Annotated in this window: 18 protein-coding genes; 9 read left to right on the forward strand and 9 right to left on the reverse strand. The window is 67.2% G+C overall.

The window, feature by feature from the left end; translation table 11 throughout:
• Positions 1 to 3: 3 nt before the first annotated feature.
• The 5 genes from argC to P0D77_RS01785 all read right to left on the reverse strand — a co-directional run bounded on the left by argC (position 4) and on the right by P0D77_RS01785 (position 5,204).
• The gene (argC, locus tag P0D77_RS01765) at positions 4 to 1,041 is read right to left on the reverse strand and encodes an N-acetyl-gamma-glutamyl-phosphate reductase (protein WP_277554430.1); all 1,038 of its coding nucleotides are present in this window, start codon (positions 1,039 to 1,041) and stop codon (positions 4 to 6) included.
• Positions 1,038 to 1,913, reverse strand: a complete 876-nt coding sequence (gene lysX / locus P0D77_RS01770) for a lysine biosynthesis protein LysX (RefSeq protein ID WP_277554431.1) — start codon at positions 1,911 to 1,913, stop codon at positions 1,038 to 1,040. Before lysX ends, argC begins: the two co-directional genes overlap by 4 nt.
• A 1-nt stretch (position 1,914) precedes the next feature.
• Positions 1,915 to 2,085, reverse strand: a complete 171-nt coding sequence (lysW, locus tag P0D77_RS01775; RefSeq protein ID WP_277554432.1) for a lysine biosynthesis protein LysW — start codon at positions 2,083 to 2,085, stop codon at positions 1,915 to 1,917.
• 338 nt (positions 2,086 to 2,423) lie between these two features.
• The gene (argH, locus tag P0D77_RS01780) at positions 2,424 to 3,938 is read right to left on the reverse strand and encodes an argininosuccinate lyase (RefSeq protein WP_277554433.1); all 1,515 of its coding nucleotides are present in this window, start codon (positions 3,936 to 3,938) and stop codon (positions 2,424 to 2,426) included.
• Positions 3,939 to 5,204, reverse strand: a complete 1,266-nt coding sequence (locus P0D77_RS01785) for an argininosuccinate synthase (RefSeq protein WP_277554434.1) — start codon at positions 5,202 to 5,204, stop codon at positions 3,939 to 3,941.
• A gap of 360 nt (positions 5,205 to 5,564) precedes the next feature.
• Here P0D77_RS01785 and hemC point away from each other — a divergent pair, with 360 nt between their 5' ends.
• The 5 genes from hemC to hemL all read left to right on the forward strand — a co-directional run bounded on the left by hemC (position 5,565) and on the right by hemL (position 12,097).
• Entirely contained in the window at positions 5,565 to 6,737 is a 1,173-nt protein-coding gene (gene hemC, locus P0D77_RS01790; protein WP_277554435.1) for a hydroxymethylbilane synthase, read from the forward strand.
• A complete protein-coding gene (gene cobA / locus P0D77_RS01795) occupies positions 6,738 to 7,598 on the forward strand; it encodes a uroporphyrinogen-III C-methyltransferase (protein WP_277554436.1) in 861 nt (286 codons plus the stop codon).
• Complete coding sequence (locus tag P0D77_RS01800) at positions 7,595 to 8,344, forward strand: uroporphyrinogen-III synthase (protein ID WP_277554437.1); 750 nt, start codon at positions 7,595 to 7,597, stop codon at positions 8,342 to 8,344. Before cobA ends, P0D77_RS01800 begins: the two co-directional genes overlap by 4 nt.
• A 415-nt stretch (positions 8,345 to 8,759) precedes the next feature.
• Positions 8,760 to 10,388, forward strand: a complete 1,629-nt coding sequence (locus P0D77_RS01805) for an ammonium transporter (RefSeq protein WP_277555836.1) — start codon at positions 8,760 to 8,762, stop codon at positions 10,386 to 10,388.
• A 365-nt stretch (positions 10,389 to 10,753) separates the two neighbouring features.
• Entirely contained in the window at positions 10,754 to 12,097 is a 1,344-nt protein-coding gene (hemL, locus tag P0D77_RS01810; protein ID WP_277554439.1) for a glutamate-1-semialdehyde 2,1-aminomutase, read from the forward strand.
• A gap of 8 nt (positions 12,098 to 12,105) precedes the next feature.
• Here the strand turns inward: hemL and P0D77_RS01815 are convergent, their stop codons facing one another.
• The 3 genes from P0D77_RS01815 to P0D77_RS01825 are packed head-to-tail and all read right to left on the reverse strand — an operon-like array spanning position 12,106 to position 13,548.
• A complete protein-coding gene (locus P0D77_RS01815; RefSeq protein ID WP_277554440.1) occupies positions 12,106 to 12,423 on the reverse strand; it encodes a MazG-like family protein in 318 nt (105 codons plus the stop codon).
• Positions 12,424 to 12,470: 47 nt separating this feature from the next.
• Positions 12,471 to 13,172, reverse strand: coding sequence for a DUF8052 family protein (locus P0D77_RS01820; protein WP_277554441.1), 702 nt, complete (start codon positions 13,170 to 13,172; stop codon positions 12,471 to 12,473).
• A gap of 1 nt (position 13,173) precedes the next feature.
• On the reverse strand, positions 13,174 to 13,548 hold the full coding sequence (locus P0D77_RS01825) for a cupin domain-containing protein (protein ID WP_277554442.1): 375 nt from the start codon (positions 13,546 to 13,548) through the stop codon (positions 13,174 to 13,176).
• Positions 13,549 to 13,693: 145 nt separating this feature from the next.
• Here P0D77_RS01825 and P0D77_RS01830 point away from each other — a divergent pair, with 145 nt between their 5' ends.
• Both P0D77_RS01830 and P0D77_RS01835 read left to right on the forward strand, forming a co-directional pair.
• Complete coding sequence (locus P0D77_RS01830; RefSeq protein ID WP_277554443.1) at positions 13,694 to 13,912, forward strand: DUF8007 family protein; 219 nt, start codon at positions 13,694 to 13,696, stop codon at positions 13,910 to 13,912.
• Positions 13,913 to 14,003: 91 nt separating this feature from the next.
• Positions 14,004 to 14,717, forward strand: coding sequence for a DUF5828 family protein (locus tag P0D77_RS01835; RefSeq protein WP_277554445.1), 714 nt, complete (start codon positions 14,004 to 14,006; stop codon positions 14,715 to 14,717).
• Between the two features lie 91 nt (positions 14,718 to 14,808).
• Here the strand turns inward: P0D77_RS01835 and P0D77_RS01840 are convergent, their stop codons facing one another.
• Complete coding sequence (locus P0D77_RS01840; protein ID WP_277554447.1) at positions 14,809 to 15,213, reverse strand: VOC family protein; 405 nt, start codon at positions 15,211 to 15,213, stop codon at positions 14,809 to 14,811.
• A 58-nt stretch (positions 15,214 to 15,271) separates the two neighbouring features.
• On the opposite strand from P0D77_RS01840, the gene P0D77_RS01845 reads away from it, so the two are divergent.
• Together P0D77_RS01845 and P0D77_RS01850 are read left to right on the forward strand one after the other, a co-directional pair.
• Complete coding sequence (locus tag P0D77_RS01845; RefSeq protein ID WP_277554448.1) at positions 15,272 to 15,535, forward strand: DUF8001 family protein; 264 nt, start codon at positions 15,272 to 15,274, stop codon at positions 15,533 to 15,535.
• Between the two features lie 104 nt (positions 15,536 to 15,639).
• Positions 15,640 to 16,014, forward strand: a complete 375-nt coding sequence (locus P0D77_RS01850; RefSeq protein WP_277554449.1) for a helix-turn-helix domain-containing protein — start codon at positions 15,640 to 15,642, stop codon at positions 16,012 to 16,014.
• Positions 16,015 to 16,101: the final 87 nt, after the last annotated feature.

A 16,101-nucleotide genomic window follows, 5' to 3' on the forward strand; every position in this document is an offset into this window, starting at 1 on the left:
AACTCACGGCGACCCCACGGGGTGGAGCCCCTGGAAGTCGAGGCCGGCCGTCTCCTCGAACTCGAGCGCGATGTTTGCGGCGTGGACCGCCTGCCCAGCCGCGCCTTTCATCACGTTGTCGATGGCCGAGAAGGCGACCACGCGACCGTTCGCGGGGTCGAGTTCGAATCCAACCTCCGCGTAGTTCGTCCCGGCAACGGCCTTCGGTTCGGGGTAGCGATACACGCCGCCGCCGCCCGCGACGAGGCGGACGAACGGTTCGTCGTCGTACGCCTCCCGATACGCGCCCCACAGGTCGCCCGTGGTAACGCGGTCGGCGGGGAAGGCGTGACACGTCGCGGCCGCGCCGCGCGTCATATCCACCGCGTGGACGGTGAACGACAGCGACAGACCCAGTTCCTGTTGGATCTCCGCCTCGTGGCGGTGGCCCGTCGGCGCGTACGGACGGACGACGCCCGAGCGCTCGGGGTGGCTGGAGGCGGCACCGCCGCCCGCGCCACCCTCCGAGGAGCCGACCTTCAAGTCCGCGACGACGCGGTCGTCGGGCGTGATGACGCCCGAGTCGACCAGCGGCTTCAGCGCCAGCATCGTCGCGGTCGCGTTACAGCCGCCGGAGGCGATCAGATCCGCGCCCTCCAACTTCTCGCGCCCGAGTTCGGGCAGCGCGTACGCGGCGTCTGCGAGGTGTTCGGGTGCGACGTGGCCGTCGTACCACTCGTCGTAGTCGTCTTCGTCGTTCAGGCGGAAGTCCGCCGAGAGGTCGACCACGGTGCCCGCCGTCTCGCGGAACGTGTCGATGTGCTCCATCGAGACGCCGTGGGGCGTCGACGCGAACAGCACGTCCACCGACTCCAGATCCTCCGGCGAGGAGAAGCGCAGGTCGACCCCGCGGAGGTTCGGGTGGACGTAGCCGAGCGTCTTGTTCTCGTACTCGCGGCTCGTCGCCTGCGCCAGTTCGAGGTCGGGATGGCCCGTGATGAGACGGCACAGTTCGCCGCCCGCGAAGCCAGACGCACCGACGACAGATGCGGTGAGCGTCACGCTGTCATCACGGCGTCGTTCGCCACGTCAGCCTTCAGTTCCAGCCAGTCGACGACCGCCGCAGGCACATCGACGTCGGTCGCCTCGTTCAGCGCCTTGAACTCGACGGTGTGGTTCACTTCGTGGACGGTGTACTCGCCGTCTGCAGTCTCCATCAGGTCGACGCCGAGGAGGCCGCCGCCGACGGCGTCGCTCGCGGTCTGCACCAACTCCTTCGCCTCGTCGTCGAGCGCGAAGTCGGCCGTCTCGCCGCCCTTCGCGGCGTTGGTGAGCCAGTGGTCCGAAGAGCGCGTCATCGCGGCGACGGGTTCGCCGTCACACGCCAGCACGCGGATGTCGCGGCCGGGCTTCTCGACGTACTCCTGCACGTAGAACACCTTGTGCTCGTAGTGGCCGAGCGTCGCCTTGTGCTCCAGAATCGCTTCGGCGGCCGTCTCGGAGTCGAGTTTCGCCATCAGGCGACCCCACGAGCCGACGACCGGCTTGACCACGCAGGGGTAGCCGAACTCCTCGATGGCGTCCATCGCGGTCTCCTTCGTGAACGCGACCGTCGTTGCGGGCGTCGGCACGCCCGCCGACTCCAGCGCGAGACTGTTCTTCACCTTGTCCGCACACACCGCGGCCGTCTCCGGGGCGTTGACGACGGGGACGCCGTAGTGCGCGAGGAAGCGCGTCGCGTACAGCGAGCGCGAGGTGGCGAGACAGCGGTCGATCACGAGGTCGCAGTCGGTCACGTCCGCGCTGGTCGCGTCGAGGCCGAACTGCTGTTTGCGAACGTCGATCTTGACGACCTCGTGGCCGCGCTCGCGCAACTCCGCGAGGAGCAGTTTCTCGTCTTTCCGGATCCGTGAGTAGAGCAGCCCGAACTTCATCTCACTCCCCCCAGTCCTCTTCGAGCTCGGGGGCTCGGTCGAGGACCGGCGGGGAGATGTCGACGACTTCCAGTTCGGCACCGCACGTCTCACAGTCGACGATCTCTCCGACTTCCAGGTCGTCGTGCAGGGCCACCGTACCCCCACACTCGACGCATTCGGCTTCGGTCATGATGTACTCGACAGTATCCGAGAGAGGGACTTTAATCCGTCGATGTTGTCAGCAGAAAATAATGTCTGAGGCGTCGCTACGCGGCGATTTCGGGCAGTTCGGCGCGGATCTCGAATCCGATGTTCGAAATCTGAGTAGTGTAGGCCCCGAGGGGGGCCGGCGGGGCCACCGCCGCCGGCGGACGCGGGGCGGTGGCCTGCACCGGACGCGTCGACGGTCGGGGCCGGAGCGGTCGTCGCCGCGCCCCTCGTCGTCGCACACCAGTCGCTCGCGGTCGGGCGAGCGGTCGGGGTCGTCGGAGTCCGGTCATCGGTCGGGTGGTATTCGTGTCGTGGCGTTCAGACGTACGTGTCGACCGCGTCGGCCAACGCCACCTCGGCGGCCGCGAGGCCGTCGCGGCGGGTGTCGAGGGCGGCCGTATGGTCGTCGTACGTCTCGGTCATCCGCGCGACCGACTCGGCGACCGCGTCGGGGGCGGGCCCCCCACGGGATCCACGGGAGGCGACGCTCCCGGCGGGGTCAAGCGCCGAGTCGAGGGCCGCGCTACTCACGTACTCGTAGAGGGACTCCCCAAGTACTTCTTGTGTGGCCGAGTCAAGATTTGCGGCAAGTGTCTCTGCGTCGGCGTCGTCTGGTGCGGCCGCGGCCGCCGCCGCGACGACTTCGTGGGCCGTGCGGAAGGGGATGCCCGCCGACGCGAGGGCGTCCGCGACGCCCGTCGCAGTCGAGAAGCCAGCGCCAGCGTCGGCGGCGCAGGCGTCGGCGTTCCAGTCACCGGTGGCGACCGCGCCCGCGACGACTTCGGTCGCCTCCGTTGCGTCGTCGACGGCGTCCCACGCGTGCGGCGTCGCACGCTGGAGGTCGCGGTTGTACGCGCGCGGTAGACCCTTCAGCGTCGTCAGCAGACCCGTCAGATCACCCGACACGTCGCCCGCAACCGCGCGAGCGAGTTCGAGCGTGTCGGGGTTCACCTTCTGTGGCATAATCGACGAGGTCGACGCGTAGTCGTCGGAGGGGTCGAAGTAGCCGTCTTTCGCGTGTTCGATGAGGTCGGCCGACAGGCCCGACAGCGTCGCCGTCAGGTTCGCCAGCGCCGCGGTTCCCTCGACGAGGAAGTCGCGGGCCGAGGCGGCGTCGGTCGAGTTCTCGACGACGCCGTCGAAGCCGAGTAACTCGGCCGTACGCTCGCGGTCGACGTCGAACGTGGTGCCTGCGAACGCCGCGCCGCCCAGCGGCGAGACGTTCGTACGCTCGACCGCCGCGAGCAGACGCTCGGTGTCGCGTTCGACCGCACCCGCGTACGACGACAGGAAGTGGCCCACCGTCGTCGGTTGGGCGTACTGCCGGTGGGTGAACCCCGGCATCACCGTGTCGGCGTGGTCGGCGGCCGTCTCAAGCAACGCCTCCCGAAGCGCCAGCGTCGCCTCAGCGGCGTCCAACAGGTCTTCGCGGTAGCGGTAGCGGATGCACGCGGCCACCTCGTCGTTGCGCGAACGGGCAGTGTGCATCTTCCCCCCAACGGGGCCGACGTGGTCGACGACGGCCGACTCGATAGCCTCGTGGACGTCCTCGCCCTCGGGAAGCGCGGCGTGGCCGGCGTCTTCGACGGCGGCGAGGCCCGACAGGACTTCGCTCGCCTCATCGTCTGCGATGATGTCCTGCTCCGCGAGCATCACCGTGTGCGCGCGGTCGACCGCCAGGTCCGCGGCGAAGATGCGCTCGTCGGCCGCGAGACTCGACAGAAAGCCACGGGCGGGGCCGCCCGCGAAGCGGTCGCGCCGGACGACCGTCTCGGCGTCCGCAGTCTCCGCGGGGTCAGCCCCGTCGCCGTCGTGCGCATCCTCGTCGGTCATCTACTCTGCGACCTCGCCACCATCTGCTTTCAGTTTCTCGCCGTCTTCGTCCTCGGAGTCCGTCTCCTCGCTCTCCTTCACGCTCGCGAGAATCTTGTTGGCGAGACGCTCTTGGAAGCCGTGGTACTTCGCCACGCCCGTCGCGTCGGCCTGTTCGATGCCGTCGACCGTCTCGGTGTTGAACGAGGCGGCCGACTCCGAGTAGACGCCGTACGCGGAGTCGCGGGCGACCGGGCGGCACTGCCCGCCCTGGAGTTTCACCGTCACCGTCCCCGTCACCTTCTCCTGCCCGGCGTCGAGGTAGCCCTCCAGCGAAGACATCAGCGGCGTGTCGACGAGACCCTTGTACCCCTGCTGGGCCCACTGGTCGTCGATCTGCTGTTTGAAGTCGCGCTCGGACTTCGTGAACACGAGTTGTTCGAGCGCCTCGTGGGCGGTGAGGAGGACGGTCGCCGCGGGGTGCTCGTAGTTCTCGCGCACTTTCAGGCCGAGCATCCGGTCTTCCATCATATCGGTGCGGCCGACGCCGTACGCGCCCGCGAGGTCGTTCAGTTCCTCGATGAGCGTCACTGCGTCGAGTTCCTCGCCGTTCAGCGCGACCGGATGGCCGCCCGCGAACTCGATGTCGACGAGTTCCTCGCCGTCGACGTCGCCGGGCGTCGTCGTCCAGTCGTAGATGTCCTCCGGCGGGACGTAGGTGGGGTCTTCGAGGTCGTCGCCCTCGACGGAACGCGACCAGAGGTTCGTGTCGATAGACCACGCGCCCTCGTTGCCGCCCTCGACGGGGAGGTCCTTCTCGTCGGCGTACTCGATCTCCCACTCGCGGGTGAGGCCGAGTTCGCGGACGGGGGCGATGACCTCCTTGTCGGAGGCGCGCCACACGGTCTCGAAGCGGAGTTGGTCGTTACCTTTGCCCGTACACCCGTGCGCGAGCGCGTCACAGTCGTGTTCCTCGGCGACGCCGAGGATGGCTTCCGCGATGACCGGGCGTGCCAGCGCCGTCCCGAGCGGATACCCCTGATAGGTGGCGTTCGCGCGGACGGAGTCGAGACACAACTCCGCGAACTCCTGTTTCGCGTCGACGACGTAGTGTTCCAAGTCGAGTGCCTCCGCGGTCTCCTCGGCCTCGTCGAACTCCTCGCTCGGCTGTCCCACGTCGACGGTGACGCCGACGACTTCGTCGTAGCCGTACTCCTCTTCGAGCAACGGAACACACACTGTGGTGTCGAGTCCACCGCTGAATGCGAGCGCAACGCGTTTTGTCATACCTCACGCTCGAACGTTGAGACACATAAATTCGGCGCTTGGGAGTTGTGAAATTTAATCGCGGACTGCACGCTACCCGGAGGAACGCGAGCGGTTCGAGACGAGGGAGAGGGGATGAAGTGGGCCTATCGGGCCCGTCGTCGCGGCGCGACGACTCGCTGTCGCGCCGCGACCGGTCGGACGCGTCGCTCGAACGAAGAGCGGACGTGAGCGACGGCGTCCACGGTCATACTCGACTGTTTTCGCCCGTCGTCTTAAACCGTATCGGTTTGGCGAAACTTGCATCCCGTGACGTGTCCGCAGGCGCCGGTCGCCGTCGGAAACGAACCCGTTTTCCCCGGTCGCATCCGACTCCGAGGTATGACAACCGGGACGCTGCGGCTCGCCACCCGCGGCTCCGACCTCGCGCTTCGACAGGCGGCAGGCGTACAGGACGAAATCTCGACACGCCGCCGCGACGTCGAACTGGTCGAGGTGGAGACGCGCGGCGACCGCATCGACGACGAACTCATCAGTCGCCTCGGGAAGACGGGCGCGTTCGTGCGCGCCCTCGACCAGAAGGTCCTCGCCGGCGAGGTGGACGCCGCGGTCCACTCGCTGAAGGACATGCCCACCGAGATGCCCGACGACCTCGTCGTCGCGGCCGTCGGCGAACGCGCCCCCGCCGGCGACGTACTCGTGACCCGCGACGGCGGCGACCTCGCGGACCTCCCGCGCGGGTCGGTCGTCGGCACCTCCTCGCTCCGGCGGAAAGCGCAGGTGCTGGCCGAACGCCCGGACCTAGAGGTGCGACCGCTCCGCGGCAACGTCGACACGCGCCTCCAGAAACTCATCGCACCCGATCTGCAGGCGGAACACGAGCGCCGCGTCGAGGCGGAGGCCGACAAGAAGGGGAACGCGGCGGAGTTCCGAGAGACCGATGCCGAGTTCGAACGCAGCGTCGAGGAGTGGTTCGACGACCTCACCGAGTTCCAGCGCGGCGCACTCGAACACGATCTCGACCACGAGTACGACGCCATCGTCCTCGCGGAGGCGGGCCTCCGCCGGTCGGACCTGTTCTACCGCGACGAGTACGAAGTCGAGCGCCTCGACCGCGCAGACCACGTCCCTGCGCCAGGACAGGGTGCCGTCGCGGTCACCGCGAGCGACCCCGACGTGATCGAGGTCATCCGCAAGGCGATGGACGACGAACCGACCCGCGTCGCCACGAGCACGGAACGAACCGTCCTCGCGGAACTGGGCGGGGGCTGTATCGCTCCCATCGGCGTCAACTCGCTCGTCCAGGGCGAACATGTCAAGACTCGCGTGCGCGTGTTGTCCGCGGACGGCGAGACGGAAGTGAGTTCGACGCGCGACCTCCCGCTTCGAACCTACCGAGAGGCCGCCACCGAGTTCGCCGACTCGCTCCGCAGTCAGGGTGCGGCGGAACTCATCGCGGCCGCGAAGCGAGCGGCGGGCGATGCAGACCCCGGGACGGCCGACGACGCCGACGAGACGGCGGACTCGACCGACGACGACACGACGGAGGCGTAGATGTCGGGGGACAGCGACCCCGCAGGGACCGACCCGAACGACGCCGTCGGGACCGTCTACCTCGTCGGCTCCGGCCCCGGTGATCCCGAACTGCTCACCGTGAAAGCGAGGCGGTTGCTGGACGAGGCAGACGTCGTCCTCCACGACAAACTCCCCGGACCCGAGATACTCGGCTCCATCCCAGCCGAGAAGCGCGAGGACGTGGGCAAACGCGCGGGCGGCGAGCGCACGAGTCAGGAGTACACCAACGACCGCCTGGTGGAACTCGCGCGCGAGGGGAACACCGTCGTCCGCCTGAAGGGCGGCGACCCGTTCGTCTTCGGCCGCGGCGGCGAGGAGGCCGAACACCTCGCGGCCAACGGCGTCCCCTTTGAGGTCGTGCCGGGCGTCACCTCACCCATCGCCGCGCCGGGCGTCGCGGGCATCCCCGTCACCCACCGCGACCACGCCTCCTCCGTCTCATTTGTCACAGGTCACGAGGACCCCGACAAGGAGGAGTCGGCCGTGAACTGGCCGGCACTCGCGGAGACGGGCGGCACTATCGTCGTCCTGATGGGCGTCGGGAAGTTGCCGGGGTACACGCAGGCCCTGCTGGACGCGGGGATGGCTCCCGAGACGCCGGTCGCCCTCGTCGAACGCGGGACGTGGCCGGAGATGCGCGTCGCCTCGGGCACCCTCGCGGACATCGTCGACGTGCGCGACGACACCGGCATCGAACCGCCTGCCATCACTGTCATCGGTGAGGTGGCAGCCACGCGTGACACGGTGGCAGAGTTCCTCCGCGGGCGCGGTGACGCGGACGCGACCGCCGATCTAACTGCCGGTTCGACCGCCGACGCGGACGGGGAGGGAGCCGAATGAGCGACCGCCCGCGCGTGGCGGTGTTCCGCCCGGACGACGAGCGACTGACCGAGGCGGTCGAGACGCTCGGATCGCTCGGCGTCGACGCCGTCGCCGACCCGATGCTCGCGGTCGAACCCACGGGCACGGTGCCGCAGGCGGCCGACTGGATCGTATTCACGTCCAAGACCGGCGTCGAACTCGCGACGCAGGCCGGGTGGTCGCCCGCAAACCCCGACGGCCACGACCCTGCGCTCGCGTGTATTGGTCCCGCGACCGCCGACGCGGCGCGGACGGCCGGGTGGACGGTCGACCTGGTCCCCAGCGAGTACTCCTCGACGGGGCTGGTGGCGGCGTTCGATGCCGTCGGCGTCGACGGCGTGGGCGTGGAGGTAGCCCGATCTGACCACGGGAGCGAGGTACTCCTCGACGGCCTGCGCGACGCTGGCGCGAGCGTCCACGAGACGGTCCTGTACGAACTCGTCAGACCTCCCGAGAGCGGCCACTCCGCTGAGGCCGCCGCCGACGGCGACCTCGCCGGCGCGTGTTTCACCTCGTCGCTGACGGTCGATCACTTCCTCGACGCCGCCGCCGACCGCGGCGTGCGCGAGGCGGCGGTAGCGGGCCTGAACGACGCGGTCGTCGGCTGTATCGGTCATCCGACCCGCGAGACCGCCGAGGACCACGGCGTCGACGTGGACGTGGTGCCCGGCGAGGCGTCGTTCGAGTCGCTCGCGGCGGCGGTCGTCGCAGAACTGAACGACTGACCGCATTTTCGTCTCTCCATAGGCACTTCGATCATCCCGATCCGGAGAGAGGCAACGTTCGGAGCGCGCGTGCGAGCAATTCACCCCGATATTTGCTGATCTCGGCCTAATATACCAGATTTTTTACACTACGTCTGTCGGGTTTCCGTGCAAAACTCGCCAACCGTGCGGCGATGTTACACCCTTATATTACCTATATGCGCCTAAATATTCGACGCCCATCCGAATATCGAGGATATTTTTGAAAATACCCAACTGCAGGGTTTATGTACTTCCATATCGGCGTGTCTCGCGTGAAGATGTGCCAAAATCGCACGGAATACGAGAAAAGTATGAACGAATGCAGCTGGTCTGAGGTGGGAGCGTGAGCCTCCTGCAGGTCGACCCCGCGGTCCTGGCGGAGGGGGTCAACTTGATGTGGGTGCTCGTGGTCACCTTCCTCATCTTCTTCATGCACGCCGGCTTCGCGATGCTGGAAGCGGGGCAGGTGCGCTCGAAGAACGTCGCCAACCAGTTGACCAAGAACCTCCTGACGTGGAGTGTCGGTGTAACGGTGTTCTTCCTCGTCGGCGCAGGCGTCTCCGCGCTCGTCGGCGCGTACACCAGCGGTGGAAGTATCTCGCTCGCTGAGGCGTTCGGCGTCTTGACGACGAGTGCCACTACTGACTGGGTCGGCTGGCTGTTCGGTGCTGTGTTCGCCATGACGGCGGCGACCATCGTTTCCGGCGCAGTTGCTGGACGGATGAAACTCCGTGCATACGTGAGTTACACCGTTCTGATCGCGGCAGTCATCTACCCGGTCGTCACCGGCCTGACGTGGGGCGGAGGACTCCTCTACGACCTTGGCTTCACTGACTTCGCTGGCGGGATGATCGTCCACGGGATGGGCGGTATCGCGGGCCTGACGGCGGCGTACTTCGTCGGCCCGCGCATCGGGCGCTACAACGACGATGGGTCGGTCAACGTCATTCCCGGGCACTCGCTACCGTTCGCAGTGCTGGGTACGCTCGTGCTGGCGTTCGGCTGGTACGGTTTCAACGTCGGGACCGCGGCCTCCGTGTTCGCCGTCGAGAACGGCGAACTCACGCTCGGCGCGTTCTCCTACGTGGGTCGCGTCGCGCTGACCACTACCCTCGGAATGGCCGCCGGTGCCATCGGCGCCTCGGCTGTCTCGCTGTACAAGACCGGAAAGGTCGACACGCTGTACGTCGCGAACGGCTTGCTTGCGGGCCTCGTCGGTATCACCTCGAACACTGACCTCATCACTTGGATTGGTGCGATCGTCATCGGCCTGCTCGCCGGTGCACAGCTGCCCATCGTCTTCGAGTTCGTCGAGAAGCGCCTGAAGATCGACGACGTGTGTGCAGTCTTCCCGGTCCACGGCTCCGCAGGAGTGCTGGGCGCGTTGCTACTGCCGTTCTTCGTCGTCGACGGGTTCACCGTTGGCCTGCTCGTCTCACAGGTGATCGGTGTCGTCGTCATCGCCGCGTGGACCATCGCCGCGACCGCAGTCGTCTTCGGCGCGATCAAAGCGATGGGCGAGATTCGCGTCACCCGTGACCACGAGATCGAGGGCCTCGACGCCTCCGAACACGGCGTCGACACCTACCCCGAGTTCGGTCGCCCCGACACCGCCGCCGACGGCGGCTTCGTCGAGCGCGACGGCATCGTCCGCCCCGACGGCGGCGTCGCCAACGACGGCGGCATCAAGATGATCACGGCGTTCATCCGCCCCGACAAACTCTCCGCGGTCAAGACCGGCCTCGCCGAGGTCGGTGCACCATCGCTGACGGTCACGAACGTCTCCGGTCGCGGCAGCCAGCCCGCCAAGAAGGGCCAGTGGCGCGGCGAGGAGTACACCGTCGACCTCCACCAGAAGGTGAAACTGGAGTGCGTCGTCGCGGACATCCCCGCCGAGGACGTCGCGGAGGCGATCCGTGACGCCGCGCAGACGGGCGAGAAGGGCGACGGCAAGGTGTTCATTATGCCCGTCGAGCAGGCGTACCAGATCCGGACCGGCGAGGTGGGTCGCGAAGCGGTGTAACCGACGCCGACCCGTTTCGACTCGTATCGGCGCTTGAACGACATCCGACATCCCGTTTCGCCACGCCTGCCCCGCACGCGGCGCGGACGCGGCCGCCGGGGGCACCGCGACGGAGGGCTCCATTGGTACTGGTGCGCTCCTCCGCGCGAGTATGCCACCGTGCCACGTTCCGTGTCACCGTCCCCGCGGCCGCCGTAGCCGCCTGCCGGGTGACGCGTTCGGCTGTCCGCGACGTGTCCGCCAGCGCGTCGCGGGTCGTCACCTTTCTATCCCGGCCGTCGTGTCCATCGGCCGGGTCATTCTCACAGCCAGCCGCTCACGACGACCCAGTAACTACTTTCGGGTCCACCCCTGTACCACCGCGTATGAATCACGAGCGTTCGCGGGACCTGTACGACCGCGCCCTCTCCGTGCTCGCGGGAGGCGTCAACTCCTCGGTTCGCGCGACTCGACCGTACCCGTTCGTCATCGAACGCGGCGACGGTGCACACGTCGTCGACGCCGACGGCAACCGCTACCTCGACTACGTGATGGGGTACGGCCCGCTCCTGTACGGCCACGACGCGCCCGAGGCTGTGCAGTCGGCAGTCCAGCGCCACACCAGCCAGGGGCCGATGTACGGCGGCCCCACCGAGATCGAGATCGACCACGCAGAGTTCGTCGCCCGCCACGTCCCCTCCGTCGAGATGCTCCGGTTCGTCAACTCCGGCACCGAAGCCACCGTCTCGGCGGTGCGCCTCGCCCGCGCGTACACGGGGCGTGACAAGATCGTGATTATGCAGGGCGGCTACCACGGCGCGCAGGAGTCGACGCTCGTCGAGGCCGGCGACGACCCCTACCACACGCACCCCTCCTCGCCGGGCATCCCCGAGAACTTCGCCGAGCACACCATCGCCGTTCCGTTCAACGACGAGGACGCCATCCACGAGGTGTTCACCGAACACGGCGACGACATCGCCGCGGTGTTGACCGAACCGATCCTCGCCAACTACGGCATCGTCCTCCCGGTCGACGGCTACCACGAGACGCTGCGCGATCTGTGTGACGACTACGGATCGCTGCTGATGTTCGACGAGGTGATCACCGGCTTCCGCGTCGGCGGTCTCCAGTGTGCTCAAGGGAAGTACGGCGTCACGCCCGACGTGACGACGTTCGGCAAGATCATCGGCGGCGGCTTCCCAGTCGGCGCAATCGGCGGCCGCGCGGAGATTATCGAGCACTTCACGCCCAGCGGCGACGTGTTCCAGTCGGGCACTTTCTCGGGCCACCCGGTGACGATGGCTGCCGGCCACGAGTACCTTCGATACGCCGCCGAGAACGACGTGTACGACCACGTCAATCGCCTCGGGGACAAACTCCGATCGGGGATTCAGGAGATCTGTAAGGACCAAGCGCCCGAGTACACCGTCGTCGGCACCGACTCGATGTTCAAGACGGTGTTCACCCGCGAGGCCCCGGACACGTTCGAGGGGCACTGCGAGGGTGGCTGTAAGCAGCAAGAGTCGTGCCCGCGGTTCGACACCTGCCCGAAGACCGGTGCAGACACCGCGAAGGCGGCGACCGAGCGGTGGGAGCGCGTGTTCTGGCAGGAGATGAAAGAGCAGGGGATCTGGCTCACCGCCAACCAGTTCGAGTCGCAGTTCGTCTCCTACGCCCACACCGACGAAGACATCGAGGAGACGCTGGAAGCCTACAAGGAAGCGCTGTAGGTCGCCAACTACGCGTCCGAATCCGGGTCCGATCCCGGATCACTGCGCTCCGCGATCCGCGTCTCGTACTTCTCGATAGCCTCCGCGAGTGCCTCGTCGGCGTCGACGTCGAGCGAATTACACAGCGACAGCAACGAGAACAGGGCGTCCCCGAGTTCGTCCGTCTCGACTGCCAACTTCTCCGGGTGTTCGCCGTACGTGGTCGACTTGGCGGCGTCGCCGGCGATTTCGCCCACCTCGCTCGCCAGGTCGAGCGCCTGATACGCCGGTCGACCCTCGAACCCGTGACGGTCGAAGAAGGCGGCGACGCGGTCTTGTGCGTCCATAGCGACGACACCGCGCGGAGCGGCAAAAGCGGTCGTGGTCGGATCGCCTACCCGCGAAGCCGTCTGAGCAGTCCAGAGAGGAATCCGCCCGAGCGCCGGTCGGGCAGGTCGTCCCACAGCGCGAACGCGGCGACGACGTCGGCCTCCCGGCTGGCAACGGCGTCCTCCTCGTCGGGCGCGACGACGCCGAGATTGATCTCGTAGTGGCCGTAGTAGCCGAGTTTCAGGAGTTGGCGCTCGCGGAAGTTGACGACGAACTCCCGTACGTCGTTGGGGATAGTCGGTGCGACCAGCACGAACGAGAAGTCCGTCCCGAAGTGTTCTTCGTGGCCGTCGACGCGGTCGTCCGCGAGTGCGTGGCCCAGTTCCACGAGGCGTTCGAGGTCGCGCACGCTGACCGAGTCGACGCGGCGAGCGAACAGGTGCTCGTCGCTGTGGTGGTTGGCGTAGTCGAGCGACGGGTGGAAGAACTCCTTTTGCGACCGAATCCGCATCGTGCCGTAGAGGTCGAACGGCTCACCCCGTGCGCGATAATCGCGCTTCAGGTCGTAGTTGAACATCAGCCGGTCGCTCACGCGGTCGAGGTACTCGTCGTCCCAGACGGGGACGTTCTCGTAGGCGTCGCCGTCGAGGATGCGCCCCTCGGCGTCGGTTCGGTACTCCTCGTCGTCGCCGGCGGCCGCTGGCGTCACGCCGCCGCCGACGCTGTCGTCCGAAGACGACTCGCCGCCGTGCTCCTCCTCGCTCATCTCACGCCTCCGGGTCGTACGCGTGCACGTCGTCGACGGCGGGTGCACCGACAGCGAGCGTCGTCACCGCGCCGTCGGCATCCTCGGGGTTGTGTGCGCGCTGGGGGCTGTCGGGTTCGACCGCGAACAGCGAGCCCTCCGGCACCTCGAACGTGCCCTCGGGCGTCTCAACGTGTAGCGTTCCCTCGACGACGTAGAACAGTTCTTCCTGGTCGTCGTGGTAGTGGTACGCCAACGGGATATCCTCACCCGGTTCCGCGCGGAACCAGTTGGCCGCCATCTCCTCGAAGCCCGCGGCCTCGCTGACGCGCCGCAGGTCACACGGGCGGTCCGGCACCGACTCTAACTCGTCGGGGGTCACGACGTGGTATCCCATACCTCGCGCGTGGTGGACCGATGTGAAAAGCCCGTCGTCCGCTCTGGACGCCCGCCTCACTTCCGTAAGTGTCGTATTCGAGGCCGAGACGGGTCGAGAGACCAGGGATTTATCATCGTCGTCCACGAGAGTACTGACAGTACCTATGGGATTCGGCGAACAGGAGGCGTGCGGACGATGTTCGATGACGACGGTCGTCGACGCGACCGAAGACGAATCGGACGCCGACCGTGACCCGTTCGGCGACGAGCGAATCGAACTCGACGACGACACCCTCCGTCGCGTCTCGCCGGGCGCGTGGCTCGGGGCGGCCGTCTCGAAACTCGACGACCTCGCGACGAATCTCACCTACGGACGACGCTGAACTTTCACACTCCTGCCGCGTCGATTTGTCCTGTCGCGGACGACGGAGAGACGTTTATCACTGTCCACCTCGTACGCCGGCCGTAATCCCAATGGAAGAGAGCATCTCCGGGTTCAAGGTCCGTGGCGAGTGGGGCGACGCCGTCGAACACGGCGAACGCATCACTCGGGCCCTCCACGAAGCCGGCGCTCCGGAGGGCCACCGTGACGCCTTCGAGGCGTGGGACGAGTGGCGACCGAAGGCGCACGAACGACTCAACAAAGACGTCAGCGAGAAGACCGCGGCACAGGCCAGCGTCGCCGAGGGGAGGGGCGAGCGAGAAGGGAAAACACCCGAGGAGGACCTCCAGACCGCGGGTGAGAAACTCTCCGAGTCGTACGAGCGCGTCGAGAACGGCGATAACGACGGCGCGCTCGACTCCTGGCGCGACTCCATCGGCCACGTCGCACGGGCGGCCGACTCCGCGGGACGCAAGGCGATGCGGAAGTTCGAGAACACCGTCTACCAGCGCGTGATGACGCAACTCGCGCCGTACTACTTCGACAACGAACTCGTCTCCGCGAACATCCAGAAGTCGACGCGGGGCGACGCTGGGCCGGAGTTCGTCTTCGAGGTGAACGTCAACGACGACGACCTGAAGGGAGCGGTCTCGGAGCGACTCTCGACGTACGAAGACGACGTCGACCGCTGGCACGTCGACACGCCGAAGGTGGTCGAGTCGGCGGAGGCCGCCGAAGGGGCCGAGCCACCGCCAGACACGGTCGAAGACGGAACAGATGGGGAGTCGACCCCGACGACGAACTGAGGCCGTTCGTCGGCCGTGTCGGTCGGCGTCGGGGTCGAAGATTCCTACGACGAACTGAGGTCGTCTCTCGGCCGAGTCGGTCGGCGCTCGTTTACGTCGCCTCGACCGGTTCTTTCAACTCTACCCGATAGCCGAACGGGTCGCGGACGTACACTGCCCCGGCCTCTCCGGTCGCACCGAGAGGGCTGTCGAGTTCTTGTTCCACGTCGATTCCGGCGGCCGCGAGCGTTTCCTTCACCGATTCGACGTCCTCCTCGACGACGAGTGCGACGTGGTCGTAGTTCGTCGCCTCCGGCGAGTCGAACTCGTCGGTCGGCCACAGGTGGATGACGTGCGCGGGTGCGAGTCGGACGTCGAAGAACGGCTTCTCGCCCGCCTCGAAGCGGTCGACGCCCTCCAACTCGAAGCCGAGTGCGTCGGCGTAGAAGGTGCGGGCGTCGGCGAGGCCGTCGGCAGGGATACGGAGGTTCACGTGGTCGATAGAGCGGACGTTCACAGCGTATCGTGGTGTCGCGGAGGCAAGAAAGATAACGGCGGCCCACGGACGACCCGCTATGAGCCCGCTCGAAGTCGACGCCGGCGAACTCACCGCCGAGGAGATCATCGAGGCCATACGCGAGGGCCGTCGTGTCGTCGTGACCGCCGACCTGTTCGGGAGCGAGCGGCGACTCACCCTCCGCCACGACGGCGAGACGTTCTACTGCGACACGCCGACGCGCCTGCACAAACACCAAGAGGAGGCGGAGATGCTCGCGTGCATCGAGAAGATGGGCTACGCGCGGACGCCCGACGCCGTCGAGTCGGATACAGAAGACTGACTGCGACCCTCTGATCGGAACGCAGACGACTGGGAGCCTCAGACAGCCGTCCCGGTCGCCGCGACCGCCGGGCTTTATTCGCGGCGACCGCGTCTGGTAGCGGTATGAGCGACACGCCGGATATGGAGGACCTCATCGACTCGCAGGACCCCAGTTTCGGGCACGTGATGGCGTGCGTCTTCGGCATCCAAGAACACGAGAGCCGGACGTATCTCCGTCTACTGGAGAACCCCGGCAGCACCGTGGAAGAACTCGCAGACGTCCTCGACCGCGACCGCTCGAACGTGAATCGGTCGCTGACGACGCTGTTGGAGAAGGGACTCGCAGCGCGCGAGCGCCGCCTGCTCGACCCCGGCGGCTACGTGTATCAGTACACGGCGACGCCGTTACCGGAGGCGAAGGAACTCCTCCACGAGTCGCTCGATGAGTGGGCCGAGACGGTCCACGGCGTCATCGAGGAGTTCGGCGACGAGGAGTAGGCGACCCCGGCCCAGGTCGTCGTCGGCCGCCGTCGCGCACCGCTCACGGGTCACTCCGCTCCCCGTTCGCGTTCTCGCGGTCTCGCT

Origin of the sequence: Halobaculum limi (genome assembly GCF_029490015.1) — an archaeon.
Classification (GTDB): Archaea; Halobacteriota; Halobacteria; order Halobacteriales; family Haloferacaceae; genus Halobaculum; species Halobaculum limi.